Annotated in this window: 22 protein-coding genes and 1 pseudogene; 21 read left to right on the forward strand and 2 right to left on the reverse strand. The window is 44.5% G+C overall.

Going from position 1 to position 26,524, the window contains the following annotated elements:
* Positions 1-14: 14 nt before the first annotated feature.
* The 17 genes from pstS to MCACP_RS02285 all read left to right on the forward strand — a co-directional run bounded on the left by pstS (position 15) and on the right by MCACP_RS02285 (position 18,536).
* Positions 15-1,118: a phosphate ABC transporter substrate-binding protein PstS gene (gene pstS / locus MCACP_RS02205; protein WP_406677775.1), complete on the forward strand. Its 1,104-nt coding sequence runs from the start codon at positions 15-17 to the stop codon at positions 1,116-1,118.
* 185 nt (positions 1,119-1,303) lie between these two features.
* Positions 1,304-2,248, forward strand: a complete 945-nt coding sequence (gene pstC / locus MCACP_RS02210; protein ID WP_406677777.1) for a phosphate ABC transporter permease subunit PstC — start codon at positions 1,304-1,306, stop codon at positions 2,246-2,248.
* Entirely contained in the window at positions 2,245-3,096 is an 852-nt protein-coding gene (gene pstA, locus MCACP_RS02215) for a phosphate ABC transporter permease PstA (RefSeq protein WP_406677778.1), read from the forward strand. The genes pstC and pstA overlap by 4 nt, the downstream gene beginning before the upstream one ends.
* A gap of 3 nt (positions 3,097-3,099) precedes the next feature.
* On the forward strand, positions 3,100-3,858 hold the full coding sequence (gene pstB / locus MCACP_RS02220) for a phosphate ABC transporter ATP-binding protein PstB (RefSeq protein ID WP_406677779.1): 759 nt from the start codon (positions 3,100-3,102) through the stop codon (positions 3,856-3,858).
* A gap of 311 nt (positions 3,859-4,169) precedes the next feature.
* Positions 4,170-5,213 carry a LacI family DNA-binding transcriptional regulator gene (locus MCACP_RS02225; protein WP_406678658.1) on the forward strand — a complete coding sequence of 348 codons (1,044 nt, stop codon included), beginning with the start codon at positions 4,170-4,172 and terminating at the stop codon, positions 5,211-5,213.
* A 32-nt stretch (positions 5,214-5,245) separates the two neighbouring features.
* Positions 5,246-6,052 carry a sugar phosphate isomerase/epimerase family protein gene (locus MCACP_RS02230; protein WP_406677781.1) on the forward strand — a complete coding sequence of 269 codons (807 nt, stop codon included), beginning with the start codon at positions 5,246-5,248 and terminating at the stop codon, positions 6,050-6,052.
* Positions 6,053-6,166: 114 nt separating this feature from the next.
* On the forward strand, positions 6,167-7,297 hold the full coding sequence (locus MCACP_RS02235; RefSeq protein ID WP_406677782.1) for a substrate-binding domain-containing protein: 1,131 nt from the start codon (positions 6,167-6,169) through the stop codon (positions 7,295-7,297).
* A 189-nt stretch (positions 7,298-7,486) separates the two neighbouring features.
* Complete coding sequence (locus MCACP_RS02240; protein WP_406677783.1) at positions 7,487-8,983, forward strand: sugar ABC transporter ATP-binding protein; 1,497 nt, start codon at positions 7,487-7,489, stop codon at positions 8,981-8,983.
* Between the two features lie 2 nt (positions 8,984-8,985).
* Positions 8,986-9,957 carry an ABC transporter permease gene (locus MCACP_RS02245; protein WP_406677784.1) on the forward strand — a complete coding sequence of 324 codons (972 nt, stop codon included), beginning with the start codon at positions 8,986-8,988 and terminating at the stop codon, positions 9,955-9,957.
* Positions 9,958-10,010: 53 nt separating this feature from the next.
* Positions 10,011-11,960 (forward strand): FAD-dependent oxidoreductase, encoded by a 1,950-nt coding sequence (locus MCACP_RS02250; RefSeq protein WP_406677786.1) that lies wholly within the window; start codon positions 10,011-10,013, stop codon positions 11,958-11,960.
* Between the two features lie 17 nt (positions 11,961-11,977).
* The gene (locus tag MCACP_RS02255; RefSeq protein WP_406677787.1) at positions 11,978-12,946 is read left to right on the forward strand and encodes an electron transfer flavoprotein subunit alpha/FixB family protein; all 969 of its coding nucleotides are present in this window, start codon (positions 11,978-11,980) and stop codon (positions 12,944-12,946) included.
* Positions 12,946-14,244, forward strand: coding sequence for an FAD-dependent oxidoreductase (locus MCACP_RS02260; protein ID WP_406677788.1), 1,299 nt, complete (start codon positions 12,946-12,948; stop codon positions 14,242-14,244). Before MCACP_RS02255 ends, MCACP_RS02260 begins: the two co-directional genes overlap by 1 nt.
* A 3-nt stretch (positions 14,245-14,247) precedes the next feature.
* Positions 14,248-14,517 carry a ferredoxin family protein gene (locus MCACP_RS02265; RefSeq protein WP_141264002.1) on the forward strand — a complete coding sequence of 90 codons (270 nt, stop codon included), beginning with the start codon at positions 14,248-14,250 and terminating at the stop codon, positions 14,515-14,517.
* Between the two features lie 9 nt (positions 14,518-14,526).
* The gene (locus tag MCACP_RS02270; protein WP_406677789.1) at positions 14,527-15,372 is read left to right on the forward strand and encodes a hypothetical protein; all 846 of its coding nucleotides are present in this window, start codon (positions 14,527-14,529) and stop codon (positions 15,370-15,372) included.
* 15 nt (positions 15,373-15,387) lie between these two features.
* Entirely contained in the window at positions 15,388-16,554 is a 1,167-nt protein-coding gene (locus MCACP_RS02275; protein WP_406677790.1) for a Gfo/Idh/MocA family protein, read from the forward strand.
* A gap of 21 nt (positions 16,555-16,575) precedes the next feature.
* Positions 16,576-17,547, forward strand: coding sequence for a sugar phosphate isomerase/epimerase family protein (locus MCACP_RS02280; RefSeq protein WP_406677791.1), 972 nt, complete (start codon positions 16,576-16,578; stop codon positions 17,545-17,547).
* A complete protein-coding gene (locus MCACP_RS02285) occupies positions 17,547-18,536 on the forward strand; it encodes an ROK family protein (protein WP_406677792.1) in 990 nt (329 codons plus the stop codon). The genes MCACP_RS02280 and MCACP_RS02285 overlap by 1 nt, the downstream gene beginning before the upstream one ends.
* Positions 18,537-18,586: 50 nt before the next feature.
* Here MCACP_RS02285 and MCACP_RS02290 read toward each other — a convergent pair.
* Together MCACP_RS02290 and MCACP_RS02295 are read right to left on the reverse strand one after the other, a co-directional pair.
* Positions 18,587-19,552, reverse strand: a pseudogene (locus MCACP_RS02290) (IS66 family transposase).
* 369 nt (positions 19,553-19,921) lie between these two features.
* Entirely contained in the window at positions 19,922-20,632 is a 711-nt protein-coding gene (locus MCACP_RS02295; RefSeq protein WP_406677793.1) for an alpha/beta fold hydrolase, read from the reverse strand.
* 1,027 nt (positions 20,633-21,659) lie between these two features.
* Between MCACP_RS02295 and MCACP_RS02300 the strand changes: the two genes are divergently transcribed.
* The 4 genes from MCACP_RS02300 to MCACP_RS02315 all read left to right on the forward strand — a co-directional run bounded on the left by MCACP_RS02300 (position 21,660) and on the right by MCACP_RS02315 (position 26,403).
* A complete protein-coding gene (locus MCACP_RS02300) occupies positions 21,660-22,124 on the forward strand; it encodes a 4Fe-4S dicluster domain-containing protein (RefSeq protein ID WP_406677794.1) in 465 nt (154 codons plus the stop codon).
* Positions 22,125-22,142: 18 nt separating this feature from the next.
* Positions 22,143-24,023, forward strand: a complete 1,881-nt coding sequence (locus MCACP_RS02305) for an aldehyde ferredoxin oxidoreductase family protein (protein WP_406677795.1) — start codon at positions 22,143-22,145, stop codon at positions 24,021-24,023.
* Between the two features lie 165 nt (positions 24,024-24,188).
* Positions 24,189-24,422: a MoaD/ThiS family protein gene (locus MCACP_RS02310; protein ID WP_406677796.1), complete on the forward strand. Its 234-nt coding sequence runs from the start codon at positions 24,189-24,191 to the stop codon at positions 24,420-24,422.
* 292 nt (positions 24,423-24,714) lie between these two features.
* A complete protein-coding gene (locus MCACP_RS02315; RefSeq protein ID WP_406677797.1) occupies positions 24,715-26,403 on the forward strand; it encodes an IS1634 family transposase in 1,689 nt (562 codons plus the stop codon).
* Positions 26,404-26,524: the final 121 nt, after the last annotated feature.

The following is a 26,524-nucleotide window of genomic DNA, read 5'->3' on the forward strand; positions in this document are numbered from 1 at the left end:
GAGGAGAATTTTAAGTGGCGAAGAAAAGCAAGCGGGTAGTTGTGCTGGTAATGGCGCTGGCATTGCTGATGTTGGTAACCGCTTGCGGCAAGAGCGGTGAAACCGGCAAAGGGCCGGCGGGTAGCAGCGACGGCAAGGCTCAAAGCGTTGCCTTGAATGGTGCCGGTGCGTCTTTCCCCTACCCCCTTTACAGCAAGTGGATTGCCGAGTATCACAAGGTGGCTCCCAGTGTAACCATCGACTACCAATCCATCGGTAGCGGTGGTGGTATCAAAGGTATCACCGAGCAGACAGTAGATTTCGCCGGCAGTGACGCCCCCATGAAAGATGAACAGCTTGCCAGGGCACCGGGACAGATCTTCCACATTCCCACGGTTATGGGTGCTGTCGTAATTACCTACAACCTGGAGGGCGTCAAGAGTGGCCTCAAGCTGACACCGGAAGTTATAGGCGATATCTTTTTGGGGAAAATTAAGAAATGGAATGACCCGGCCATAACTGCCATCAACCCCGGGGTCAAGCTGCCTGATAAAGAAATTACTGTCGTCCACCGTTCGGATGGCAGCGGTACCACCAACATTTTCACCGATTACCTGAGCAGCATCAGCAAGGAATGGCAAGAAAAGGTAGGCAAAGGTACTTCTGTTGAATGGCCTGTTGGCATTGGCGCCAAGGGCAATGAAGGCGTAGCCGGTACCGTTAAGCAGACGCCGGGGGGGATCGGCTATGTAGAGCTCGCCTATGCCGTCCAGAACCAGCTTCCTTATGCTTTCATCAAGAACCAGGCTGGTAAATTTGTTGAGCCCACCCTGGATACCACGACTGCCGCTGCCGCCGGAGCTGCTGCCAATATGCCCGAAGATTTGCGGGTTTCCCTCGTCAATGCTCCCGGCGAAAACGCCTATCCCATTGCTGGTTATACCTACCTGCTGGTGTATAAAGACCAGATGGACAGGGACAAGGGTACGGAACTGGTTAAATTCCTGTGGTGGGCTATTCATGATGGGGAAAAGTTCGCCAAAGACCTGCTCTATGCGCCGCTTCCCGATAACGTCGTGAAACTGGCGGAAGCCAAGATCAAGCAGATCAATTACAAGGGCGAACCTCTTTATAAGTAATTCCTGGTTGTGTCTTAAGGAAAACAGGCAGCAGGGGGGGAATCATGGGTCCGGCCCCATGATTTCCCCTATCTTTGCTTGCGGGAAGAATTTGCCCTGGAGGTACGTTAAATTTAGAGGATTTCAGACAGCAAACGGCGAATATCAACAATGCTTATATATTTAGAGCTGGCGGAGGATTGTAAATGCAAAAGCCAAGCCACAAAAGCAGGCGGTTGGGCGATGCTGTCTTTCGCGGCCTTACCTTACTGGCGGCCCTGGTAATGGTAGGACTGATAGTGGTTATTGCCGTACAATTAATCAGAGGATCCCAGCTGGCCTTTACCCGCTTTGGCCTGGGGTTTGTTACCGGTTCCAGGTGGGATCCGGTCCACGGCAGCTTTGGCTCTTTACCATTGGTGTATGGTACGATTGTTTCTTCACTCATCGCCCTGATCATTGCCGTCCCTTTGAGCCTGGGGATTGCCATTTATCTTGCTGAACTGGCGCCCCAATGGGTGCGGGCTCCCGTTTCTTTCCTGGTCGAACTGCTGGCTGCTATCCCCAGCGTTGTCTACGGTTTATGGGGGATATTTGTTCTGGTGCCCTGGATACGCACATCATTAGAACCGCTTTTGCACCGGTTCCTGGGCTGGCTGCCTTTTTTTCAAGGGACTTTTTATGGTTTCGGCATGCTGGCGGCCGGCATTATCCTGGCCATCATGATTATCCCTACTATTTCCGCAGTTTCCCGGGAAGTTTTACTGGCTGTTCCTAACTCCCAGCGGGAAGCCATGCTGGCTTTAGGTGCTACTCGCTGGGAGACGATAAAGATGGCTGTCCTCCCTTATGGCCGTTCGGGCCTCCTGGGTGCCGTCATTCTCGGGCTGGGACGCGCCATCGGCGAGACCATGGCCGTAACTATGGTCATCGGCAACCGGCCGCAGATTTCCCCGTCGGTTTTTGAACTGGCCCAAACCATTGCCAGTATTATCGCCAATGAGTTCAGCGAGGCTTTTGACGATCTGCACCTGTCGGCCCTGGTGATGGCGGGGTTGGTCCTTTTTATTGTTACCCTGTTGTTGAATATAATAGCCCGCCTGCTGGTGTGGCGCGTGGGCAGGGTACCGGAAGGGATGATCAGGGAATGATTGCGGGACGAAACCACCGCCGCAAGTTTATGCGCAGCTTGATGTTTGTGCTGGCCTTGGGTGCGACCGTGCTGGCTCTCATTCCATTGGGCAGCATTCTCCTCTACGTAGCCACCAGGGGCCTCATGGCCCTCAACTGGGACTTCTTTACCCAGCTTCCCAAGCCTGTTGGCGAACCCGGCGGCGGCCTGGCCAATGCCATTGTCGGCACCTTAATTTTAGTTGGACTGGCTTCTTTAATGGGGATTCCCCTGGGCATCCTGACAGGTATCTACCTCTCGGAGTTTGGCCGGGGACGGTTGGCCTGGCTGGTCAGATTTATCTGTGATGTCATGACCGGTGTCCCCTCAATCATTGTGGGTATCGTCGTCTATGGTACCATTGTTCTGGCCATGAAGCGTTTTTCCGCCATTGCCGGGGGAGTAGCCCTGGCTATTATCATGCTGCCGCTGGTAACCAGGACAACGGAAGAGATGCTGAAACTCGTACCCAACAGCCTGCGCGAAGCATCCCTGGCCCTGGGTGCCTCCCAGTGGCGTACCACTTACAGCATTGTCCTGCGCAGCGCCATGGGAGGGATCATTACCGGTTCCCTCCTCGCGGTAGCCAGGGTTGCGGGAGAAACGGCCCCCCTCCTGTTTACGGCTTTGAACAGCCGCTACTGGCATACCGGCCTGGACCAGCGTATTGCTTCCCTGCCGGTATATATCTACACTTATGCCACCACTCCCTACGGGGACCTGCACCGGCTGGCCTGGGGAGCTGCCCTGGTGCTGGTGGCCATGGTCATGGTTACCAGCATCGCGGCGCGGCTGGCCGGCCGCAAGGCCAGTGGAGGAGGTAGATAGAGCATGGACACCAGATTGATGGCCGAGGATTTCAGCGCCTGGTATGGCCAGAATCAGGTAGTGAAAAACGTCACCCTGCCGGTATACGCCAACCAGGTGACCGCCATTATCGGCCCCTCGGGTTGCGGCAAGTCTACTTTTATCCGCTGCCTGAATCGGATGCATGAGGTAATTCCGGGGACCCGTACCAGGGGCAGGGTGCTTCTGGACGGCGAGAATATCTATGATGATAAAGTCGATCCGGCGGAAATACGCCGCCGGGTGGGCATGGTTTTCCAAAAACCCAATCCCTTCCCTACCATGTCAATCTTGGATAACGTCGCCGCAGGACTCCGGCTGCACGGCCTGCCCCCCGGGACCACCGCGGAGGAAGTGGTGGAAAGGTGCCTGAAAATGGTGGGGCTGTGGGATGAAGTCAAGGACCGCCTCCGGGATTCAGGTGTCAGCCTGTCCGGGGGCCAGCAGCAGCGCCTGTGCATCGCCAGGGCCCTGGCTGTGGAGCCGGAAATTTTACTCATGGACGAACCCTGCTCGGCCCTCGACCCGGTTTCCACTCTGAAGATAGAAGAATTGATTAAAGGACTGAAAGAAAAGTATACAATTGTAATAGTGACCCACAATATGCACCAGGCCGCCCGGGTGGCCGATTATACCGCCTTTTTTCTCCACGGCCAGCTGATAGAGTACGGCCCGACGTCGGATATCTTCACCAACCCCAGGGACCAGCGGACCGAGGATTATATAACCGGCCGCTTTGGTTAAACTCCCGGTCGCACTGCAACAGGCCCAAGACTGCAGTACCATCTGGACCGAAGATTTAACCCGGGGCAGCATTACGGTGCAACTCTCGCAAAAATGCTGGAGGCCGCCTGCTGGCGGCTTTTTTGTTGCAATAGTTATTAACTGGTGCTTAACAAAATAGTCATAATACATTTGTAGAGTGAGAAAGGAAAAATTTTTTTATTAGGCCAGCAGGAATTTAATAAAACATGTCGAATAAAACAATTAAAATCGATTGCAGAAATATCGCTGAGATATGTATAAATATATCGAGAAAAGGATTTCAGAGCTATATGGTAAAAATGACTGAGGTTGCTAAACTTGCGGGGGTTTCTCCCTCGACGGTATCAAGGGTTTTATCTAACAGTCCATATGTATCCGAGGAAACTCGGCAAAGGGTTCTGGAAGCGGTTAAACTTCTGGAGTATAAACCCAATAGATTGGCCAGTAACCTTCGAAAAATGTCCTCGAAGACAATAGTAGTAGTTCTGCCTGATATTACCAATCCGTTTTTTGCCAGAATACTGCAAGGGCTTGAGGATGTTGCCCGCGAAAATGGTTATCACGTTCTCCTCGGTGATACTGGTAATAACCTTAAACTTGAAAAGGATTTCATAGATCTAGTTAGAGAGAGATTTGTTGATGGGTTGATTTTAGCCACGGCGAGAATCCGAAAAGAAGAGATATTGGCTATTAGCCAAGAAATGCCGGTGGTTTTAGCCTGTGAGTATGTAGAGGGTTATGATATACCTACTGTTTCTATAGATAATATCAGCGCTGCCCGCCAGGCCACAGAACATCTTATAAATCTAGGGCACAAAAGAATAGGATTTATTACTGGACCACTGGGGGTTATTCTTAGCAGGGATAGACTAAAAGGCTATCGGCAAGCATTATTGCTTCACGAAATTCCTATTGATGAATCATTAATCCAGGAAGGAGATTTTTCCGTAAAATCAGGATATGACATTATGATGAAATTTCTAGCGGTAAATCCACCGCCCACAGCAGTGTTTGCTTCCAATGACGAAATGGCTGTGGGGGCGATGAAGGCAATAAAACATAAAGGAATGCGCGTTCCTGACGATGTAGCTGTGATCGGTTTTGATGATATTCCGTTGTGTACCCTTGTGGAACCAGAACTGACAACGATTGCACAGCCAAAGTATGAGATTGGTACCCATGCTATGGATATGTTACTTAAAATAATTAAGAAGGAAGAGCTTGTTAATAAACAGATAGTCCTGGCTCATCATTTAGTGGTACGTGAATCTTGCGGTTATAATTTATTTAGGGAGGGAGGTGAAGGTGAAGAAAATAAAATAACAAGTATGTAACAGAAGACTTTTTACGGGAGGGAAATATGAGAATGAAATTGGGCTATCAAACAAATACGTGGGGGGGTGTAATTGGACACCCTGCAGGAGTGACATCTGTAAAAGATGCATATTACCTTGCTAACGGTTCTACAGAAAAAGCAATCACAGAAATAGCTAAAGTGGGGTTTGAGGGTGTTGAGATTTTTGATGGAAATTTAATGCAATACGAAACGGAAACGGAAAATTTAAATGTGATATTAAAAAAGAACAATGTAAAACTTGTAGGTGTTTATTCAGGCGCTAATTTTATTTATAAAGAAATTTTACCTGAGGAACTAAATAAAATCAAGGCAGTTGCTAGATTAGCGAGCATATTTGGAGCCGAACATTTAGTGGTTGGAGGTGGTGGAATAAGAACCACAGGTCCCCAAAAAGAAGATTATAAGTTATTAGCAGAAGGATTAGATAAAGTAGTTAAAATAGCTGAAGAGCATAATCTCATAGCAAGTTATCATCCACATTTAGGAACACTTTGTCAATCCCCGGAACAATTAGATATCCTTATGCAGTTTACAAAAATAAATTTATGTCCTGACACAGCTCATTTAGTAGCTGGAGGAGGAGACGCATTAGCGATTGTAAAAAAATATATTGATAGGATTAAATATATTCATCTTAAGGATTATAGAGACGGAGTATTTTTACCCTTGGGTGAAGGGCAAATTGACATTAAATCAATAATAAAAGTTTTAAAAGATACTAGGTACGAAGGATGGTTAATTGTCGAACTAGATGCCTACGATATTCCTAAAAAAGGCGCAGAAATTAGCTATCGATATCTTAAAAATCTAATTTAACAATAGAGAGGTGTCAATATTTACTTTATAAAATTATATATACATGTTATCGAGATTTCCAAATTAACAATTACAAGATTAACTTCAAACTTCAAGGTAGGAGGATATTTATTTATGAAGAAAAGAAACGTAATAGCTTTATTTTTAGTGATGTTTATACTTAGTATAGCTATAAGTGCTTGCGGTCAACAAAAGGCCCAGCCTAATAAAGACCAGCAGCAAGCAGTTACTCAAAGTAAAGACAGTGAAGACAAGGGTTTACCGCCTTTACCGCCTTTAAAAGAAGAACAAGTTTTAGGAAAACCTGCAGGACCACAAAGTCTTGAACTTACCCCAGAAGAAATTGCCAAATTAAAAGAAATGAAGCCTTTCGTAGGTTACTCTGTACATTACGGAGACATTGCTTCTGAGAAAGTAATAGGTCAGGCTATTAAGGAAACCGTGGAATCCTTTGGTGGAAAATATATTATGACAGACGCCCAACGCGATTTGAATAAACAGATGTCCGATATCGAATCGATGATATTACAAAAGGTGGATGGGGTAATAGCTATCGGGGTTGATACTGCTGCATTTGGACCTGCGGTAAAAAGATTAAATGAAGCTAAAATACCAGTTGTTCTTGGTGGTGGTCCTCCTAATGAAGGAGAATTTGTGAGTTTAGTTGACCCAGATGGTTATGGCGGCGGTTTTACAGCTGGAAAAATGTTAATCAAAACATTAAAGGAAAAAGGGATACAAAGCAAATCATTGGCAACGATAGGACTAAGGGCATATATTTTGACATGCGAACAACGAGCTCGTGGCTTTGAGGATGCTGTAAGAGAAGAAGGATATAAGATAGTTGCAAGGGGTCAAGCTGATACTGCTGATCAAGCACAACAGGAATTTGAAAATATATTAACTGCTCATCCTGATGTTGTAGGTGCCTTTGGAGTATATGAAACGCCTGCCCTTGGAATGGAAGCTGCAGTTAGGACATTGGGTCGAAATGATGTCTTTATAGTTACCCATGATCTAAGTGAACACCTAGCACAACAATTTGCCCAGGGGAAAGGTGCAGTAATATTCACTTCCTCTCAGGACCTGTATGCTGAAGGTAAATATAAAGCTCTGGCATTATTAAAAGCGCTGGCAGGTGGCAAAGTGCCTAAATATGTAACCATACCAACTCTGCCTACTTCCCCATCTAACGTTAAAGAAATGTATCAGAAAGTATTTAACAAGCCCTGGCCATATAATTAATTGTTATTGAAGTTTATTAGACAAACTTATGTAGGTTAGCCCGATCATGGGCTAACCTACATAAAGGTAAAAATACAAGAGGTACTCCTCGTGTAGCATATCAATGAATTAAAACCGTTCACATAGCTTTACATAAAATATTGCAGGAGATTTATTGCTCCTTGGGCATTAGGGGGTTGGTGAGATATTTTGCAAGAATATGTATTAGAGATGAAAAATATAACAAAAATATTTCCAGGTGTAAAGGCAATAGATGACGTTACTTTTTCCGTAAAAAAAGGAGAGGTTCATGCCTTATTAGGAGAAAATGGGGCTGGCAAGTCAACCCTAATGAAAATTCTTGCTGGAGTATACCGCCCCGAAAAAGGAACTATATATTTAAATGGGCAAAAGGTTCAAATAAACTCGAGGAAAAGGGCTCAGGAATTAGGAATTGCAATGATTTTCCAGGAGCTAAGTGTCTTACCTAATCTTGATATTGCAGGGAACCTGTTTTTAGCTAGAGAAAAGAAGAAAGGAATATTATTAGATAACAAACAAATGGAAGATGAGGCTAGGAGTATATTAGAATATCTAGGATTAAAATTAAACCCCAAAACTATTGTAGAGAATTTAAGTGTTGGTGAAAGGCAGCTTGTTGAGATAGCAAGAGCCATTACAAGTAATGCAAAAATAATTGTAATGGATGAGCCAACTTCAGCTTTAACGCAGGATGAACAGGAAAAGCTTTTCGGCGTTATAGATAAATTAAAAAAACAAGGTACGGCTATAATATATGTTTCACATCGTATGGATGAGATTTTTAGAATAGCCGATCGTATAACGATACTAAGAGATGGTAAAAAGATTAACACTGTATTAACTCGAGATGTAAATAAAAAAGAAATTATAAGTATGATGATAGGCGAAAAGGAAATAGTTGATGAATTATCTCAACGTAAACAGTATAGTAAGAAATTCGGGGAACCCCTTTTGGAAGTTGAAAAGCTTACAGGAAAAAAATTTACTAATGTAAGTTTTAGTGTACATAGCGGTGAAATATTAGGTTTGGCAGGACTTTTGGGTAGCGGAAGAACAGAAATATTAAGAGCAATTAGTGGGTTAGATCCTTATATTTCAGGAAACGTAAAAGTGAATGGCAAAATATGTAATATAAAATCTTTACAGGATGCAATGCGTCTCGGAATTATTTTAGTTCCTGAAGATAGAAGAAATGAAGGCATAATTCCTGGAATGTCAGTAAAGGCGAATTTAAGTCTAACTGCTCTTTCTGATATGTTTCCCAACGGTATAATAAAATTTAAAGATGAAGATCATCTCGCCAACCGAAATATCAAAGACTTAAATATACAACCTGCTGATCCAAATAAATTAGTCGGGAAATTAAGTGGTGGTAATCAACAGAAAGTGGTAATTGGAAGATGTCTTAATCATAATCCTAAAATTTTGTTGCTTGATGAGCCTACTCAAGGAATTGATATAGGAGCTAAAGCTGAATTGCATGTTTTGTTTCGTTCCTTGGCGGAAAAGGGAATGGCAATTATCATTGTTTCCTCTGAGTTACCCGAGCTAGTATCTATAGCTGATAATGTTGTAGTTCTTTATGAGGGACAAGTTAGAGCTTATCTTAGAGGTGCAGATATCAACGAAAAAAAGATTTTATATTTTGCAACTGGAGGTTTTTAAAAGTGAGCTTGGTGCAAGTGGATTATAAATCAAAAATGACAAAGTTAACAACGCAATCACAAGTAATTATTTTTCTTGGGCTTATCATTACGGTAGCAATTTTTAGTTATCTATCTCCCCATTTTTTTAGCTTAAGGAATTTCATGAACATAGTCCGTCAAATGTCAATGATTGCAATAGTAGCTTTTGGGATGACTTTTGTTATAATTGCAGGCGAAATTGATCTTTCAGTAGGATCCATTATCGGTATAACGGGAATGGTAGCAGCTATTAGCATGAAAAACGGATTAAATCCTATTATTGTTATAGCAGGGGCACTAGTATTAGGAGCTTTAATAGGTTTATTGAATGGATTAATGGTAGTAAAGGTTAAAATCACGGCTTTTCTTGCCACGTTAGTTACAATGTCTGTTTTAAGAGGATTATCATTGGCATCGACTCCTGGAGCTGCACCAGTAACAATAAATTCTCCTTTATTTGTTGAGATCACAACTACTAATATAGGCTCAATCCCAATTGTTTTAATTTACCTAATTACTATTTTAGTCATCTTACATTTTATTCTTAACAAAACAGTTTTTGGTAGGCATATCTATGCAACGGGAGGTGGTGCAAATGCTGCTGCGTTGGCAGGCGTCAATATTCAATTTATTAAGATGATGGTTTTTGTTATTAGTGGTCTATTAGCTTCATTTAGTGGCCTAGTTTTAGCCGGTCGTTTATCGGCTGGAGTACCTGATTCTGGGACAGGATGGGAACTTGACGCAATAGCAGCGGCAGTTTTAGGTGGAACCAAATTTAGTGGTGGACAAGGTTCGGTGATTGGGACTTTAGGAGGAGCGTTAATAATGGGGGTCGTTAGCAATGGATTAACATTGCTAGGCATGACTTATGCATATCAATTAATAATAAAAGGGATAATAATAGCCTTAGCAGTTATATTAGATATTTGGGTTAGACGTACAGACAGCTAATCGTCTAAAAAAATTTTATAACATATTAAATTACTGCTGGGAGGTTAGTTAAAATGAATCAATTTGAATATTTATTTACTCCGTTTACTCTTGGCAACGTTAAACTGAAAAACCGAATTGTTTTTGAACCACATTTTAATGCTTTAAGTAGTGAAGAGGGTATGCCCACCGAAAGAGATGCTTTATATTTTGCAGAACGTGCAAAAGGTGGAGCAGGTTTAATTATTATGTACGCGGTTGCGTGTACCTATTCTGGTAAAATGTCAACTCGTTTTATTCACGGGTGGGATCCGGAAATTGTTCCTTATTTAAGTAAATATGCTGAGCTTGTTCATAAATATGACTGCAAAATCTTTGGCCAAATAAACCATGGGGGACATACAACATTAATGAATCCACCACAACTTTTGTTTGCACCAACACAAATGCCAGAACCATCAAGCCAATTTAATACGAAGGAAATGGAGGTCGAAGATATTGAAGAAGTAATTGATGGTTTCGTTAAAACTGCACAAAATTTTAAGAAGGCAGGGTTTGATGGAGTTGAAATAAAAGTTGCCCATGACGGGCTATTGCGCTCCTTTGTTTCGGAGTTTTTTAACCGACGAAAAGATAAATATGGTGGATCATTTGAAAACCGTTTAAGACTGCCCATGGAAATTATCCATGAAATTCGTATGGCTGTTGGTCCCGAATACCCAATTGGTATACGCCTTTGCCTGGATGAGTTTACACCTTGGGGATATAACCTTGATTATGGAATTGAACTGGCCAAGGCTTTTGAAAAAACTGGCGAAGTTACCTACATTAATACCGATGCTGGCACTTTTTCTAGTTTCTATATGGAAATTCCACCCGCCGCAGTTCCCGCAGGGTTTGCTGTCTATATGAGTGCAGCCTTAAAAGAGAACATTAAGTTACCTGTTATAGCGTTTGGGCGTATCAATGATCCAGTTCAAGCAGAAAAAATCCTAGCTGACGGGCACGCTGATTTAATTGGTATGGCTAGGCAATTAATAGCTGATCCTGAATTTCCCAATAAGGCTCGCGAAGGTCGTTTAGAAGAAATTCGTCATTGCATAGCTTGTAACGATGGTTGCATATATCAGGTGATGCAAGAAAAGCCGATACGTTGCATTCAAAATCCCGCTGCGGGACGAGAAAAAATCTTAGGTATCGGAACTTTAAGACCTGCTGAGGTTAAAAAGCGAGTTGCTGTCATTGGTGGTGGCGTTGCAGGTCTAAAAGTAAGTGAGATAGCGGCATTGCGTGGGCATAAGGTTATCCTATTTGAAAAGACAAATGAATTGGGAGGACAAGTAATCCTTGCCAGTAAGTATCCGCTGAGAGACCAGCTTATAGAAGTTGCTTCATATTTAATTAAGCAAATAAATCGTCTAGGAGTAGAAGTTAGACTTAATACCGAAGCAACTCCCGAAGATGTATTAGCTTTAAAACCCGATGCTGTAGTAGTCGCAACAGGTTCTTTTTCACCCAGATTGGATATACCTGGAGCAGAACAAGAAAATGTTTATAGTGTTTACGATGCCCTCAAAGAGGATGCTTCTATTGGTAATAGAGTTATGGTAATTGACCTTAATGGTCATTGGAAAGCAGCGGGGTTGGTTGAATATTTGGCAACGCAAGGCAAACATGTGAATGTAGTAACACCTCTAGTATTTTTTGGACAAGCTTTAGAGCCCAGTAATAGAGTTATGCTTTATCAAAGGTTATTCACAATGGATGTTAAAATGACGCCCCATCATGAGGTAACTGCAATAAGAGGAAAGACTGCGACATTAAAGAATGTCTACTCGGGCCAGGAAATCGAAGTAGGTGATTATGATACCTTTATTTACGTTATTCACAACCGTTCCCATGAGGAATTATATTACGCCCTAAAAGGTAAATGTTCGGAGCTTTACCGCGTTGGCGATTGTGTGGCACCACGTATGATTGAACAGGCCATTTGGGATGGAGAAGAAATCGGGCGTAAATTGTAAACAGGAGTGAACATGAGTTGAGTAATAATGTCCTTGTCTTTATAGAAGGAGAAGAAGGACACGTCTGTGAAGACAGTAAAAGTATTTTGAAGGAAGGTAGACGATTAGCTGATGAAATGGGTGGCACCTTAGTGGGTGCCACCCACCGTGAAAGTATATTAAAAGATCAATTGAATAGCACTGAACTGGATGAATGCTGGGAATTACCATTAGGTATGACTGATGATCCCTGCGGGCAATTAGCAGGTCTAGCATTAGCAGAGTTAGCAAAAAATATACAGGCTAGGCTTATACTAGCAGCACATACTATGCTTGGGGAAAGTGTATTGGCAACCGCAGCAGCTTCTTTGGGAGGAACATTTTTCAGTTCATGCAGGGAAATTTCAATTAAGGATGCCAACTTTAATATCCACCGCATAACATGCGGGGGCAAAGTTGATGAAATACGCACCCTTGTTTCGAGCGTTTGTTTGGGGACTATCATCCCAAGCGGTACCGGTCGTAAGCGTTTTACGGGCAATAAAAGTGTAGAATACCGAGAGATGTTGACTTTAATAAAGGGCGCGGTACCTGAAATAACTGGAGAATTCAAGGCACCTCCTGATGAAATTGATCTGACGGAAGCCGAGTTTATTGTAGCTATTGGAGGAGGCGTAGGAGATAGAAAAGGATATGACATGGCAGCAAGATTTGCAAGTCTTTTAGGTGCTACACTTGGAGGAAGTCGAATTGCTGTAGATCGAGGCTTTCTCCCGAACAGCCGTCTTATCGGCCTAACTGGGCATGAGGTAGCCCCTAAGATATATATTGGTATAGGTATTTCAGGAGCTCCCCATCATCTGAATGGTATTCGAGATGCCAAGGTAATTATCGGGATAAACAAAGATCCAAACGCTCCTTTACTAAAAGCTGCGGATATTGCTGTTGTAGGTGACGCTTATACAATACTACCCGCACTAATCGAAGAATTAGGAGGAGAACTCTGATGGTAAAGCATTTCGATGTTATTGTAGTTGGTGCTGGATTAGCGGGTAGTGCTGCAGCGTTGACAATGTCACGTTCGGGTTTAAATGTATGTTTAATTGAACGGGCTACAGCCCCTGGAGAGAAGAATGTAACTGGCGGCGTATTATATGGAAAAGTACTTGATGATTTGATTCCAGATTGGCAAAATAAAGCTCCCATTGAACGATGGATTGTCAAGAATGGTATCGGAATAGTTACATCTAAATCTTTAACCTTATTTCAATTTGAGACCAAGGACTTTTATAATCCACCTTATAACTCTTGCACCATTAATAGGGCCAATTTTGATCTTTGGTTAGCTCAACAGGCGGAGGAAGCAGGAGCTACATTAGTAACCAATACTTTAGTTGAAGATCTTATTTTTAAGGACGGTTATGTGAAAGGGGTAAAGACACAACGGCCAGATGGTGAGTTGGAAGCAGATATCGTTATCTGTGCCGATGGTGTAAATTCTTTATTAGCTCAAAAAGCTGGTTTGCGCCAAAAAGATATTGCCCCCCATGAGGTTGGGATAGGGATAAAAGAAGTATGGTTATTACCTATCGAAAAAATTAATGAACGTTTTGGGCTTGAGGATAATCAGGGTAGTGCCTATGAATTTATTGGGACCTTTTTAAATGGGGTGCATGGTGGGGCCTTCCTTTATACCAACAAAAAGACTTTATCCTTAGGAATCGTTGTTAATTTAGGTTCATTACAAAAAGCAGCCGTGCAACCTAGTATGCTTTTAGAAGAATTTAAGGGTCAACCCCAAATACAAAAGTTTATAGAAGGCGGAACGTTAGTGGAGTATTCTGCTCATATGGTACCGGAGATTGGTTTAGAAATGGTGCCTAAATTATACGGTAATGGCGTTATGGTAGCAGGGGATGCTGCAGGTTTTGTTGTAACTAATGGCTTTACTTTTGAAGGGATGAATTATGCTCTTGCCTCTGGTAAAGCTGCAGGCCATACTGCTGTACACGCTATCAAGAACGGTGACGTATCAGCAAAGGCTTTGGCAGTATACAAGGATAAAATTAACGAATCATTTATTGGTAAAAACCTTGAAACGTACAGGAAAGTTTACCACGTTTTAGGTAACCCTCGGTTGAGGAAGGAATACCCTCAAATTATTGAAGAAATTGCAAAAGATCTATTTCTCTTTGATGAGAAACCGCGCCCCAAACTAGCAAAGATGGTTAAAAGCATAACGGGAAAAAAGGTATCAATGTGGCAAGTTATTAGAGATGGTTTTGATATCTGGAGGTACATGTAAACTATGGACATACTGGAAAAGCTAATGCGTGTATATTTTATTTCAGATGAAAGACCCCATATAACGGTTAATAAATCTATCTGCCAATCATGTTCCAGCAAAGAATGCCTTCATGTTTGCCCAGCCCAACGCTATACCTTAGAAGCTGAAGGTGTTCAATTTATTGCTGATGGTTGTTTGGAATGTGGTGCGTGTCGTATCTCTTGTAAATCAGGAGCCATAACCTGGAGTTATCCTCGAGGTGGCTTTGGTGTTCGTTTCCGTTTAGGATAAAGATGTTTAGTGAAAGGGCGACAAGAAGTGAGAATTGCAGTTTTAACTCGAGAACAAATAGTGCCTGTAGGGTCTCCAATTTTTGCTGATGATAATAGAAATTTGAGCGACGTTACTGTAACTAATTTTACAGACGTCTCAGATCTTGCAGCCATGAGAGCAGCTGTTGCTATAAAAAAACAAGTACCTGGAACGACTATAAACTTATATTACCTTGGTAAAAATATTTACACCTTACGCTCCATTATGGCAGTAGGAGCAGATGAAACAACAATGATAAAAGTTGATGATGATTTAGATGCCCTAACGACTGCTCAAATAGTTACCGAAGCTCTTCAAAATGAAAAATTTAACCTGATATTGACTGGCCAATACGGGGCTGGAGGAGATGGTACCGGGCAGGCTATAGCCAATTTTATTGGCTTAATGTTAATAACAGCGGCGGTTTCCATTGAACTGTCATCTAAGCATGGAAAATGTATAGTAATCCGGACACTAGGGCGCGGTCGCCGTCAGAAGGTTGTATTTAATTTACCTGCTTTAGTTATGTGTGATCGTACCATGGGCACTGTTGAGTATTCTTCTTTACCTGAAATAATCCAGGCTGCTAAGTTACAAATAAAGGAATTTAAACCAATGGTGAAACACTATAGCTCTGAACGTATCAAGCTTCAGCTGCCAACCCCAAGGCCCAAAAAAATTTTTACTCCTGACAGCAATCTTAGTTCAAGTGATCGAATAAAGCAGATACTTTCGGGGGGGATTTCCAAGCGGGCTACAGACCGTTTGGAAGGCCCACCGAAGGAGGTGGCTAAACAGCTGTTAAGTCTTTTAAAGCGGGAAGGTATTCTATAAGTTGGAGGGGAAATAATGCAAAAAATCAAAGTAGGCGTAATAGGTACCGGCTTTATTGGCCCTGAACACATTGAAGCTGTGCGCCGTTTGGGTTTTGTCGAAGTCGTCGCCCTGGCAGAAGCAAATAAAGAACTGGCCGAAAAAAGGGCGGCTGAATTAGGTATTGCCAAAGCCTACGGCGATTATCGAGAAATACTGGCGGACCCTGACATAAAGGTGGTACACAACTGTACGCCCAACTATTTACACTATAAGATTAACAAAGATATCATTATGGCCGGTAAACATGTCTTATCGGAGAAACCCCTGGCCATGACCAGCAGCGAGTCTGCCGAACTCCTAAAATTAGCAAGAGAACATAAAGTAGTTCATGGCGTTAACTTTAACTACCGGCAGTACCCTTTAGTGCAACAATTAAGGGCAATGATCAGAGAGGGTACTTTAGGTAAAGTTAATCTGGTTCACGGCAGCTACCTGCAGGATTGGTTACTCTATGATACAGATTACAACTGGCGCCTTGAACCGGAAGTCGGGGGCAGTTCCCGGGCGGTGGCCGATATCGGATCTCATTGGTGTGACACCGTGCAGCACGTGATCGGACAACGTATTACTGAAGTATTTGCCGACCTGGCCACGATAATTCCTGTAAGAAAAAGACCCAAGCAAAGTGTGGCAACTTTTGGGGTTCAGGAATTACAGGCAGGGCAGTATGAGGAAGTACCTATAAAAACAGAGGATTATGCGACCGTACTCTTGCGTTTTAGCGGTGGCGCCAGGGGGGTCTTTACCGTTTCCCAGGTAAGTGCGGGGAGGAAAAATAGGCTTAGTTTTGAAATCGATTGCAGCAAATCGTCGGCCTTCTGGAACCAGGAGGAACCAGAGCATCTCTGGATTGGCCACCGCGAACGGCCCAACGAAATCCTTATGGCCGACCCTGCCTTACTTTCACCGGAAGCCCAAAATTATATCCATCATCCAGGCGGCCATAACGAAGGCTGGCCTGATGGTTTAAAGAATATGATGCATAATTTTTATAGCTTTATTTTGGAAGGGAAAGACCCTCTGGCAGATGCTGCCAACTTTGCCACCTTTGCCGATGGTCATGCGGCTATGTGTATAATTGAAGCAATTTTAGAAAGCAATGCCACCCAGAAATGGGTGAAAGTAAATAATAGCTTTTAGTTGCAGCTGGGAGGGAGTAATTTGAAACTAGGGGTATTTACTGTCCTTTTTCAGAGTAAACCGTTTGAGGAAACACTGGATATTGTAAAAAGTTATGGCCTGGAAGCCGTGGAATTGGGTACTGGTAATTATCCCGGCAGCGCTCACTGCAATCCCGACGAACTACTATCAGATACCCAAAAGCTCAACGCTTTTACTAAAGCACTTGAGGAAAGAGGATTAATCATAAGCGCCCTCAGTTGCCACGGCAACCCCTTACACCCGCAAAAGGAGGTTGCGCGCAGGTTTCATGAAACCTGGCGCAAGACGGTCCTGCTGGCTGAAAAGTTGGGGGTGGAATGCATTAATGTTTTCTCCGGCTGCCCGGGTGACTCGGATAATTCCTTGCATCCCAACTGGGTTACCTGTGCCTGGCCACCTGACTACCTGGAAGTTTTAAACTGGCAATGGGATACCAAACTTGTACCTTACTGGAAAGAAGAAGTAGCCTATGCTGCCCAACATAAGGTGCGTAAAATAGCTTTTGAAATGCATCCTGGATTTATGGTCTATAACCCAGAAACTTTATTGAAATTAAGAAACCTGGTTGGGCCGGAGATAGGAGCTAATTTTGATCCCAGTCATTTAGTATGGCAGGGTATCGATCCGGTTGAAGCAGTTAAGGTGCTGGGAAAAGAAAACGCCATTTTCCATGTCCACGCCAAGGATACTTACCTTGATAAGAGTAATATAAAGGTAAATGGAGTTTTAGATACTAAACCCTATCATCAGGTAGCGGAGCGTTCCTGGACCTTTAGGAGCGTAGGCTATGGGCTAAGCGAGGCGGTATGGAAAAACATTATCAGCGCCTTAAGGGTGGTTGGCTATGATTACGTTCTCAGTATCGAACATGAGGATTGCCTGGCATCTTCCCAGGAAGGCTTTTCAAAAGCGGTAAGCTGCCTCAAAGATTGCCTGTTTCGCGAGCCTGCCGGTGAAATGTGGTGGGCATAGTGAGTAAAGAGAGTATGCTGGCAGAGAATAATACCGGATTTACTATCGGCATTGATATGGGAGGCACCAAAATATTAACGGCGCTGGTAAACTCCCATGGAAATATTGTCAAGACTACTCGATATTCTACCGCTGTAACTGAGGGCAAGGATAGAATAATCGCGCAAATAACCCAAAGTGTTCATGAAGTATCGGCGGGACTGGATCTCGGTAGAGATATAATAGGTATAGGTGTAAGCTGCGCCGGACCGGTAGATCCGGAAAGCGGCGTCCTGGTCCAGGGTACTAACCTGGGCTGGGATAACGCCCCTCTGAAATCAATCCTGGAGGATAGGTTTAAGTTACCAGTATATGTAGAGAATGATGCCAATACCGCGGCTATAGCGGAACACCGTTTGGGTGCCGGTGCTGGAAGTAAGGATATGGTGTATGTTACTGTTAGTACAGGAATAGGCGGCGGCCTTATTCTGGGAGGGCAAATCTACCGCGGTGCCAATTTTGCTGCGGGTGAAATAGGCCACATTATTGTCGAAATTGACGGGCCAGAGTGCAACTGCGGCAGCCGGGGTTGCGTTGAGGCTGTTGCTTCTGGTCCGGCAACGGCAAGAAGGGTGGTAGAGCGTATACGCAGGGGGGAGACTTCAGCTATTATACAAATGGTAGAAGGTGAGCTTGACAAAGTAACAGGAGAGATAGTTTATCGGGCTGCTGCCAACGGCGATTCACTTGCTGGGGAAGTAGTTTACCAATCAGGTAGATATATCGGTGTAGCCCTGGCTAGCCTGGTGAATATTTTAAATCCGGAAGTAATCGTTATTGGTGGCGGTGTGGCCAAAGCAGGAGAACTTTTATTTAAACCATTAAGGGAGAATTTAACTATTAGGGTAATGCGATCGCAAAGGGAAAAAGTAAAAGTAGTTGCATCAAAGTTTGGTAGTTATAGCAGTGTATTGGGAGCGGCTTTCTTACCTTATTTAACTGGCGAGTAACAACGTAAAATAACCCCCACCTAACACTTAAGGTGGGGGTATAAACTATCTTAATTCATCCGGCAAATAGGAGGCAGAGTTTCCGACCACGGCAGGAACTGATCCAGGGCATTTTTATCCTGGAGGTCCAGGTTGGGAAGGTTTTCGAAAAGGTAAATGAGATAGTGGAAGGGATTTAAATTGTTTTCCTTAGCCGTTTTTATGATGCTGTAGGTAATGGCGCTGGCTTTAGCACCCCGCGGGGTGTTGGTAAATAGCCAGTTCTTACGGCCGATGACGAAGGGCTTGATGGAGCGCTTGTTGCGGTTGTTGTCGAGTTCCAGCCGCCCGTCTTGCAAGAAGGCTACAAGTTTATCCCACTGACCCAGGCAATAGTAAATCTGCCGGGACAGTTCAATCCCCAAACCTTTAAACTGCTGCTCCTGGCGGTAGAGTGGTAACCCTGCTCTATATTTCTGGGTCATGATGTAAGCCATGAGGGGGGATACCAGGCTGCCAGGAAGCACGGGAGCCGGCATCGGCGCCGTGGCAACCGGGGTGGTTATTTCTTCCCGCTCGCAGCGGCGGCAGGAATAGACGGCCGGGATGACCTTAAGTTCCTGCCGCACCTCGGTACTTATTTCATGTAAAGGGCCGCCGCAGCACGGGCAGACCCGTTTTTCTTCCGACAGGAGGTGCTCTACAACTTCTACCGGCAGATCTTCCAGTTTCCTCTCCCGACGGCCGCGCCCTTTGCGGCGCTGGTAGGTGATGGTTTCCAAATCCGGCTCAGGCGCTTCCGGCCGGGCTTCCGCTTCGTTAAAAAAGTAAAAGCTGCTTTTGTAAAGGTGTGGTCCGTTCGCTGGAAGAATCGAATTGCTGTTTCTTGCTTAAACGGAACTGCTCCATAAACCACTTTAACTTGGCGGTCAGTTCAGCATTTGCTGTGACAGCTCTCTACATTGCTCTTGCAGCTGTAGGCAGAGGCTTTTCAGCTCTTCTATAGTCATGGCGGCGATAGATTGCGAAGTGATCATGCTTTAATGTATCAAGCGGCCAGTTATCATAATTGCCTGGGGCTACGTCTTCATGGGCGGCGCACCTTTCTTTAAGCTTTGCCAGCTGATCTGGTATGCGGCTATCCGGGTTTCCCAAAGTGTTTGCCGTTCTGCTTTGTGGTCATAAAAAATCTCCCTCCGTTGATGTTCTTGAGGGAGATTATCCTATAAATACTGCTTTGGTGCTAGGTGGGTTGAGTTTGACGCTTACGACGAAACTATTTTTTACGATGCCTTAAACCCTTGATGTATCTATGGTTGGTAAATTTTTACGTTATGCCAAACTTGGGGTTCAAATGAAAAGATTTACTTTAAAATCTGTTAAAACCTGCTTAGGGATGAATGCCTCTAAATTAAGCTAAGAAGATTTTTGGTTAGTTGCTCTGGAGCCGAAAAGAAAGGAGAATGGCTTGTTTCCATTTTAATTACACGTTCACAAGGTAAATTGGTATACATTCTTTCTTGAACTACAGGAAAGATTGCATTATCTTTGGTACAGGTAATATAAACTCTTGGTACCCTCCCAAATCGCGTAGGCGATGTTTGCACACGGGCATTGAATGGTTCAGGTGCTTGCGGTACAAGTAAAAGTTTCGCTAAAGTTATATCAGAATCAGGACAATCTGCATAAAAAACTTCTTTTATAGCGTCTTCTTTTACTGAAAAGGGACTGTTTTCATAGGGCATAACGAGATTGGGAAGAACCAGTGTCTGGTCACCCAATACCTGTAGAAGAGTCTCGCCATTTTGGAGTAGAAATGCAGTAAGATAAACTAATCGTTTAATTTTATCAGGGCGTTCTTCGGCTACCTGGGTAATCACTACGCCTCCCATACTATGCCCTACTAAGATTACAGGTTCTGTTTCTGCATCTAACACCCGACATACGCAATCAACATAATCGCGAAGTGTTATTTTTTCGGGAGGCGTTTTGTCGCGCCCATGAGAAGGAAGATCTACAGCTACTACCTTATGACCATTTCGTTCAATAAGGGGAATTATTTTATACCAACACCACGCACCGTGCCAAGCCCCGTGGACCAATACAAAAGTACTCATTTAAACCCTCCTAAAAGATTATACAGAAACAATTCTTTAACCCAAGCTTGACGTAAAAATTACCAACCATAGATAATACAAAGGGTTTAATGCAATCGTAAAGAATGGTTTCGTCATTCCAGCTAGTACTCGGGCTTTTTTATATTAGTTTTACCTATTGGGACTTAATTATGCATTCACATTTCAATAATAGGCATTTCTTCTAATGGTCAGATGGTATGTGAATGCTCAATTTGCCCCGCTACATTGAAAAATATTATCGCTAAAGTTGGATCAGTAAAGCTATATCATTCCTTTTTTTATGATTCGACAATGGCGAATACAATTCATCATTTTGTAGCTTTAATTCGTTAAAAAATATGGTTTTCCTTCAAAACCATATAAAATACTGTTCGATAATACCGCATCTTTAATTTTTTGATGAATAACCCTTACCATAAATTGTGGACATCCATACTGTATTAGTACGGTTTGACGAGGGGTAATCTGCATGTCACCTGTGGTCTGGTAAGTAGAGGCATTTCTGGAGGAAGCGGTAAGACAAACGGATAGTCGGACCTAAAAGCTGACATATAGTGTTCTACTACTCTACGAAGAGCGTCCAACGTTTGGTATGACCAACAATTTTGCGATAATGTCGAATGAAAAGGATTATGGTACGGGAGGAATACCGAATTTAAGCGAGAATATATATAAACAGAAATACAAGAACTGTATTCGTCAATATCGAAAGCCTTAATTCTAACAAGGCTATTAGGCAATCATTATACCAGAGATGGCGAATAAATTTGGCATAGAATGGAGCTGGCACATAGTGATTTCGCGTAGACTGCACATCTAGCAATACCGCTTTTTATAGCTGGCCCAAGCGGCAGATGACAATGGAGGGGGTCCTTGAACTTCTGGCAAGAAGCTAGTGAGGAACATCCGGGTGAGAAGCTTTACTAATTTCATTAATTAAAAGTAAGGTGAATATTTTAATCAACTTTATAATTGAAACCAAGGCAGTATTTGGGAGGCGATCTGTGTGCCTAAAGTTTTGTCAGTTGATCCGTCCAGATGTACGGGTTGCCACCGCTGTGAAATGTGGTGTTCGTTGACCAAATACGACGAGATTAATCCTTTCCGGAGCAATATTTATGTGATACGCCGGGAGCCAGCGGTGGACGTGCCGATGGTTTGCATTCAATGCGGCTTGTGCATAGATGTATGTTCTCGCAACGCGCTAAAGCGCGTTAGGAAGACCGGTGCGGTAGTTGTAGATGCTGAACTGTGCACCGGTTGCGGCATCTGCGTGAAGGTTTGCCCTTACGGTGTGCTCAGGGTTGATGCGGAAACAGGTGTGGCGGCTAAATGCGATTTATGCGGCGGTTCACCGGCATGTGCAGCCCATTGCCCGCATGAAGCCATCCGGTACGTGGATGCCAGTAAAGCTGCCGCTAAACGCCGTGAAACCTGGGCCGTTGCCCTAGCGGCTAAGAACAGAGCTTAAATGGGAGGTGGCTATGTAATGAGGTACGGATTTGCCGGCCAGTTATTACGAGTTAATCTAACTAATAGCATGTATACGGTCGAAGAACTGGATGAAAAAGAGTTACGTAAATACATGGGTTGCTCAGGTTATGCAGCCAAACTCCTTTATCAAGAGATGCCCGGTGGGACGGATCCTTTGTCCCCTGAGGCAAAAGTCGTGATCGCTACCGGCCCGGTAAGCGGAACCCTTTGTCCCAGCGGCGGTAGCTATGAAGTGTGCTACAAGTCTCCTTTGACCGGGACCTGGAACCAGGCGCGGTCAGGGGGTGCATTTGGTCCCAAATTGAAGTATGCCGGATTTGACTTTTTAGTTATTGATGGTAGAGCGGCGGATCCTGTCTATATTTTTATCAATGACGGCAAGGTGGAAATCAAACCGGCCAAACATCTCTGGGGCAAGAATGTTGAAGAAACCACAGATATTATAATCCGGGAACTGGATGATCCTGAGGTCTCTGTAGCTGCCATCGGCCAGGCCGGGGAGAATGGCGTTTTATACTCTGCTTTGATTAATGACAGAGGACGTGCAGCTGCCAGGGGCGGTATCGGGGCGGTTTTTGGCAGTAAAAATTTAAAAGCGGTCGTGGTAAGAGGCAGCAAAGGCATTAAAGTGGCTAACCCGAAGCAATTTGTAGAGGCCATTGAGAAAGCGGAGCAGTGGTTAAAGAATTATCTCTTTGCCGCTATTCCCGCCCTCGGTACAGTCAATATGATGGTGCCGAACAGCACCCTGGGAATCCTCCCCACGAAGAATTTCCAGAAAGCCCATTTTGAAAACGTCGATAAAGTTTCCGGTGAACTGATTAATGAGAAGTATAACATTAAACGGCGGGCCTGCTACGGCTGTAGTTTTGCCTGCGGCCGCTATACTCATGTAAATGGTGGAAAATTTGCCACGCCTCCCATGGAGGGCCCGGAATACGAAACTGTTGATATGTTGGGTCCCCTTTGCGGAATCGATGAGGTCGAGGCTATCATCAAAGGTAATTACCTGTGCAATGTGTATGGTTTAGATACGATTAGCGCCGGGATGAGCATTGCTTTTGCCATGGAGTGCTACGAAAAGGGTCTCTTGACAGATGAAGACACTGAAGGGCTTCCTTTACGGTGGGGAGATGCCGAGGTCATGTTGAAATTGCTGGAAAAGATCGCCCATCGGGAAGGAATTGGAGCTTTCCTGGCCCAGGGTGTGAAACGGATGGCTGAGAAATTGGGCCCTGCTGCCGAAGAAGCGGCTATACACGTCAAAGGTCTTGAATTAGCCGCCCATGAGCCCCGTTCGGAGTCCAAGTCCTTGGCTCTTCAGTATGCCGTTTCCCCACGGGGAGCCTGTCACATGCATCCCAACTGGGCCAGTGTATGGGACTTTCAAATTGACTGCGGCATGAAAGAATTTGGTTTGCCCTCGTGGCCGGCAGGGCCGCAGGAAGAATCTTTAAAAAGAGGTCTAGCCTATAGGTATGTCGCCTTACAGGGTGAAATCACCGAAATCCTGGGAGGCTGCATCTTCTATTCTTGGGGCGGAGAGGGCAACTGCATCACACCGCAACTTTATGCTGAGATTGTAAGTGCTCTCACCGGATGGAACGTAACGGCCGCAGAACTATTGACAGCAGCAGAACGTTCCTGGAATTTGAAGCGGTGTTTTAATGCCCGAGAAGGCTTTACCCGCAAGGAGGACAGGTTGCCTAAACGTATTTATAATGCTATTCCTGACGGCCCCTCCGCTGGCGCACGGGTAGAAAGCCTTGATTTAATGCTGGATGGATATTATGAAGCCATGGGTTGGGACAAACAAACCGGACTTCCTACTCCTGAAAAGCTGAGGGAGTTAGGTCTGGAATTTGCGATCAACTAAATAAAAAATGGCAGCTTTAGTACCGCTGTTCATTCCATGGCCCTGCCCGTGGGATGAACAGCAATGTTTCCCACGGATAACTAATATTGAAATATTGCTACCTATGGTTGAAGGAAGGCATAAAAGAGTAAAGTGTTTAGTTGAAGAAAAGGGGTTTTGATATAAATGCAGGTGACAGTAAGGTTATTAGGTATTCTTTCTTTTTCTTACCCTGCATTTAGCAAGTTTCATCCTATTCAACTAAAAGAAGGCGAGACAATTAGAGGGCTGCGAAAACGTTTAGGATTGCCTTTGAAGGAGGTTTGTTTTGTATCAGTTAATGGAAAAATGGTAGGAGAAGAGTATAAGTTGGTTGAGGGAGATGAGGTTATTTTCTTCCCCGCGGTCAGCGGGGGGTAAGAGATTGTGAAGAATTTCATTAAATCAAAGAGCAGATATGTTTTTCTTATAGTTGTGATGTTTCTTTAGCAGCCATTTCTAATTTAAGTTATGGGGCCGGGCACCTCGTTCAGGGGTACTGGCTTTTTTGTTGCCTCGAATAGTATACAGCCCATCTTCCGCACCCTGTGAGCAACCCAAAAATAATTTTTACAGGGTGCAGAAGGAAATAAAAGTAGAGAGAATCTTCTAACCAGGAATTTCTAATTGAGTATCGAATCATTCCTCTAAGAGAATTCTGGAGGAATGTTCGATGCCTGTAGCCATCGATAATATGCGCTTCTTCCGGGCCGGTCCCGCAGCCCTTATCGCCAGGTTATGTGACGTTCTGAAGATAGCAGAAATCATTGATGCCGTAGTCGAATGGGACCCGGTCCAGTGCCATCTTTCCCCGGGAAATCGGGTTAAGGCGCTGATCATTAATCTCCTGGTAGACCGAGAGGCCCTCTATCATGTGGAGCGCTTTTATGAGAACCAGGACCTGGAGGTTTTGTTTGGAGCTGAGCAACAGGTCCGGCCTAGAGATTTTAACGATGATGCCCTGGGCCGGGCCCTGGATAAACTCTTCGCCAGCGGCCAGCTGAAGAAGTTGTTCTCCAGCATTGCTTTAACTGCCGCCGCTACCCACAACGTGCCCATTACAGGCATCCATGTGGATACCACCTCCATTTCCGTACAGGGCGCCTATGAGGGCGAAGGAGATTTAGATATAACTTTCGGTTTTAGCAAGGATCATCGTCCTGACCTCAAGCAGTTTCTCATCGGCTTGACCGTAAACAAAGATGGGTTACCCATTTTGGGTCAAAGTCTGGGCGGCAATACCAGTGATAAATCCTGGTACCCTGAGGTTATTGAAGAATTGGTCCAAACATTGAGCCCGGCAAAGCTTAAAGAGGTCATTTTCGTGGCGGACTGCGCCCTGGTAACTAAGGATAACCTGGCTCTTTTGATGCAGGAGGAAGATAACAAACCCGCCCTCCAGTTTATCTCCCTGTTACCGGAGAACTTCGGCCTTAACGAAGAGATTAAGGCCGAAGCCTTCCGAACCGGCACCTGGCAGGAGATCGGAAAACTGAGTTCAAAGAAAGATGCTGCCTACTATAAAAGCCAGAGCTTTGTCCGGGAAATAGGCGGCCATGACTTTCGTTTAATCGTGGTCCACTCCACAACCCTGGATAAACGCAAAGAGAATAGTCTCTTGAAAAAGTGGGCCAAGCAAAGAGAAGTTCTGGAAAAGGCCGCCCAAGCTCTTTCCCGGCGCCCTTTCGCCTGTGAGGCCGACGCCAAAAAAGCCATAGAACTCTTCTTGAGGGAATACCGCCACCAACCTTTCATCCTAAAGGGCACAGTTGATGAAGAAATAGCGAGCAGCTACGTCCGACGTGGGCGGCCCAAAAAAGGAGAGCAGCCCCAGAACACAGTCGTTTACCATGCCCATATTAGAATAGAGGAAGACCGGGAAGCAATGGCCCATGAAAAAGACCTGGCTTCCACCTTTGTCCTCATTACCAATCTCATGGATACCAAAGCTTACCCCGACCGGGCGGTGCTCAAGGAGTATAAGGAACAGAACGCTGTTGAGAGGCAGTTCCGTTTCTTAAAACAGCCGGTCCTCCTGGGGTCCATCTTCCTTAAGAACAAGAACCGGGTAGAAGCCATGTCGTTTGTTTTCCAGCTAGCCCTTCTGGTGGCAGCTTACCTGGAGTATCGGGTAAGAAAAAATCTGGAGCAAGAGGAGTCCCCCTTAATCCTGCCGGGGAAACGTAAGAGTACTAACCCTACAGCACGGGCACTCCTGGAGATGTTTGATTATCTCCTGGTAGTTAAACAGGGTTCGGACCGGGCGTTAATCAACTATCACGGGTCGGAGGTGATTAGAGCCCTTGAACTTGCTGGTTTCGGCAAGGAAATTTACCTTTTCCCACCCCGCGGTGGTGGGTAGGAGTATTTTTTAGTGCTCCAAGTAAACATTGGTAATTATATCCAAAGGTGCGGAATGTGGGATACAGGGGGCGGTCAGGAAGCGCGTCCGATGTTTGGTATAACCAACAATTTTGTGATAA

The organism is Neomoorella carbonis, assembly GCF_045278715.1.
In the GTDB taxonomy this organism is placed as follows: Bacteria; Bacillota; DSM-521; order Neomoorellales; family Neomoorellaceae; genus Neomoorella; species Neomoorella carbonis.

Coding starts and splice junctions, on each gene's coding strand:
- MCACP_RS02310 (WP_406677796.1), top strand. CDS start 24,189: ATGCAGGTGACAGTAAGGTTATTAGGTATTCTTTCTTTTTCTTACCCT.
- MCACP_RS02305 (WP_406677795.1), top strand. CDS start 22,143: ATGAGGTACGGATTTGCCGGCCAGTTATTACGAGTTAATCTAACTAAT.
- MCACP_RS02295 (WP_406677793.1), bottom strand. CDS start 20,632: ATGAGTACTTTTGTATTGGTCCACGGGGCTTGGCACGGTGCGTGGTGT.
- MCACP_RS02230 (WP_406677781.1), top strand. CDS start 5,246: ATGAAATTGGGCTATCAAACAAATACGTGGGGGGGTGTAATTGGACAC.
- MCACP_RS02235 (WP_406677782.1), top strand. CDS start 6,167: ATGAAGAAAAGAAACGTAATAGCTTTATTTTTAGTGATGTTTATACTT.
- MCACP_RS02265 (WP_141264002.1), top strand. CDS start 14,248: ATGGACATACTGGAAAAGCTAATGCGTGTATATTTTATTTCAGATGAA.
- MCACP_RS02315 (WP_406677797.1), top strand. CDS start 24,715: ATGCCTGTAGCCATCGATAATATGCGCTTCTTCCGGGCCGGTCCCGCA.
- pstC (WP_406677777.1), top strand. CDS start 1,304: ATGCAAAAGCCAAGCCACAAAAGCAGGCGGTTGGGCGATGCTGTCTTT.
- MCACP_RS02260 (WP_406677788.1), top strand. CDS start 12,946: ATGGTAAAGCATTTCGATGTTATTGTAGTTGGTGCTGGATTAGCGGGT.
- MCACP_RS02225 (WP_406678658.1), top strand. CDS start 4,170: ATGGTAAAAATGACTGAGGTTGCTAAACTTGCGGGGGTTTCTCCCTCG.
- MCACP_RS02275 (WP_406677790.1), top strand. CDS start 15,388: ATGCAAAAAATCAAAGTAGGCGTAATAGGTACCGGCTTTATTGGCCCT.
- pstB (WP_406677779.1), top strand. CDS start 3,100: ATGGACACCAGATTGATGGCCGAGGATTTCAGCGCCTGGTATGGCCAG.
- MCACP_RS02250 (WP_406677786.1), top strand. CDS start 10,011: ATGAATCAATTTGAATATTTATTTACTCCGTTTACTCTTGGCAACGTT.
- pstA (WP_406677778.1), top strand. CDS start 2,245: ATGATTGCGGGACGAAACCACCGCCGCAAGTTTATGCGCAGCTTGATG.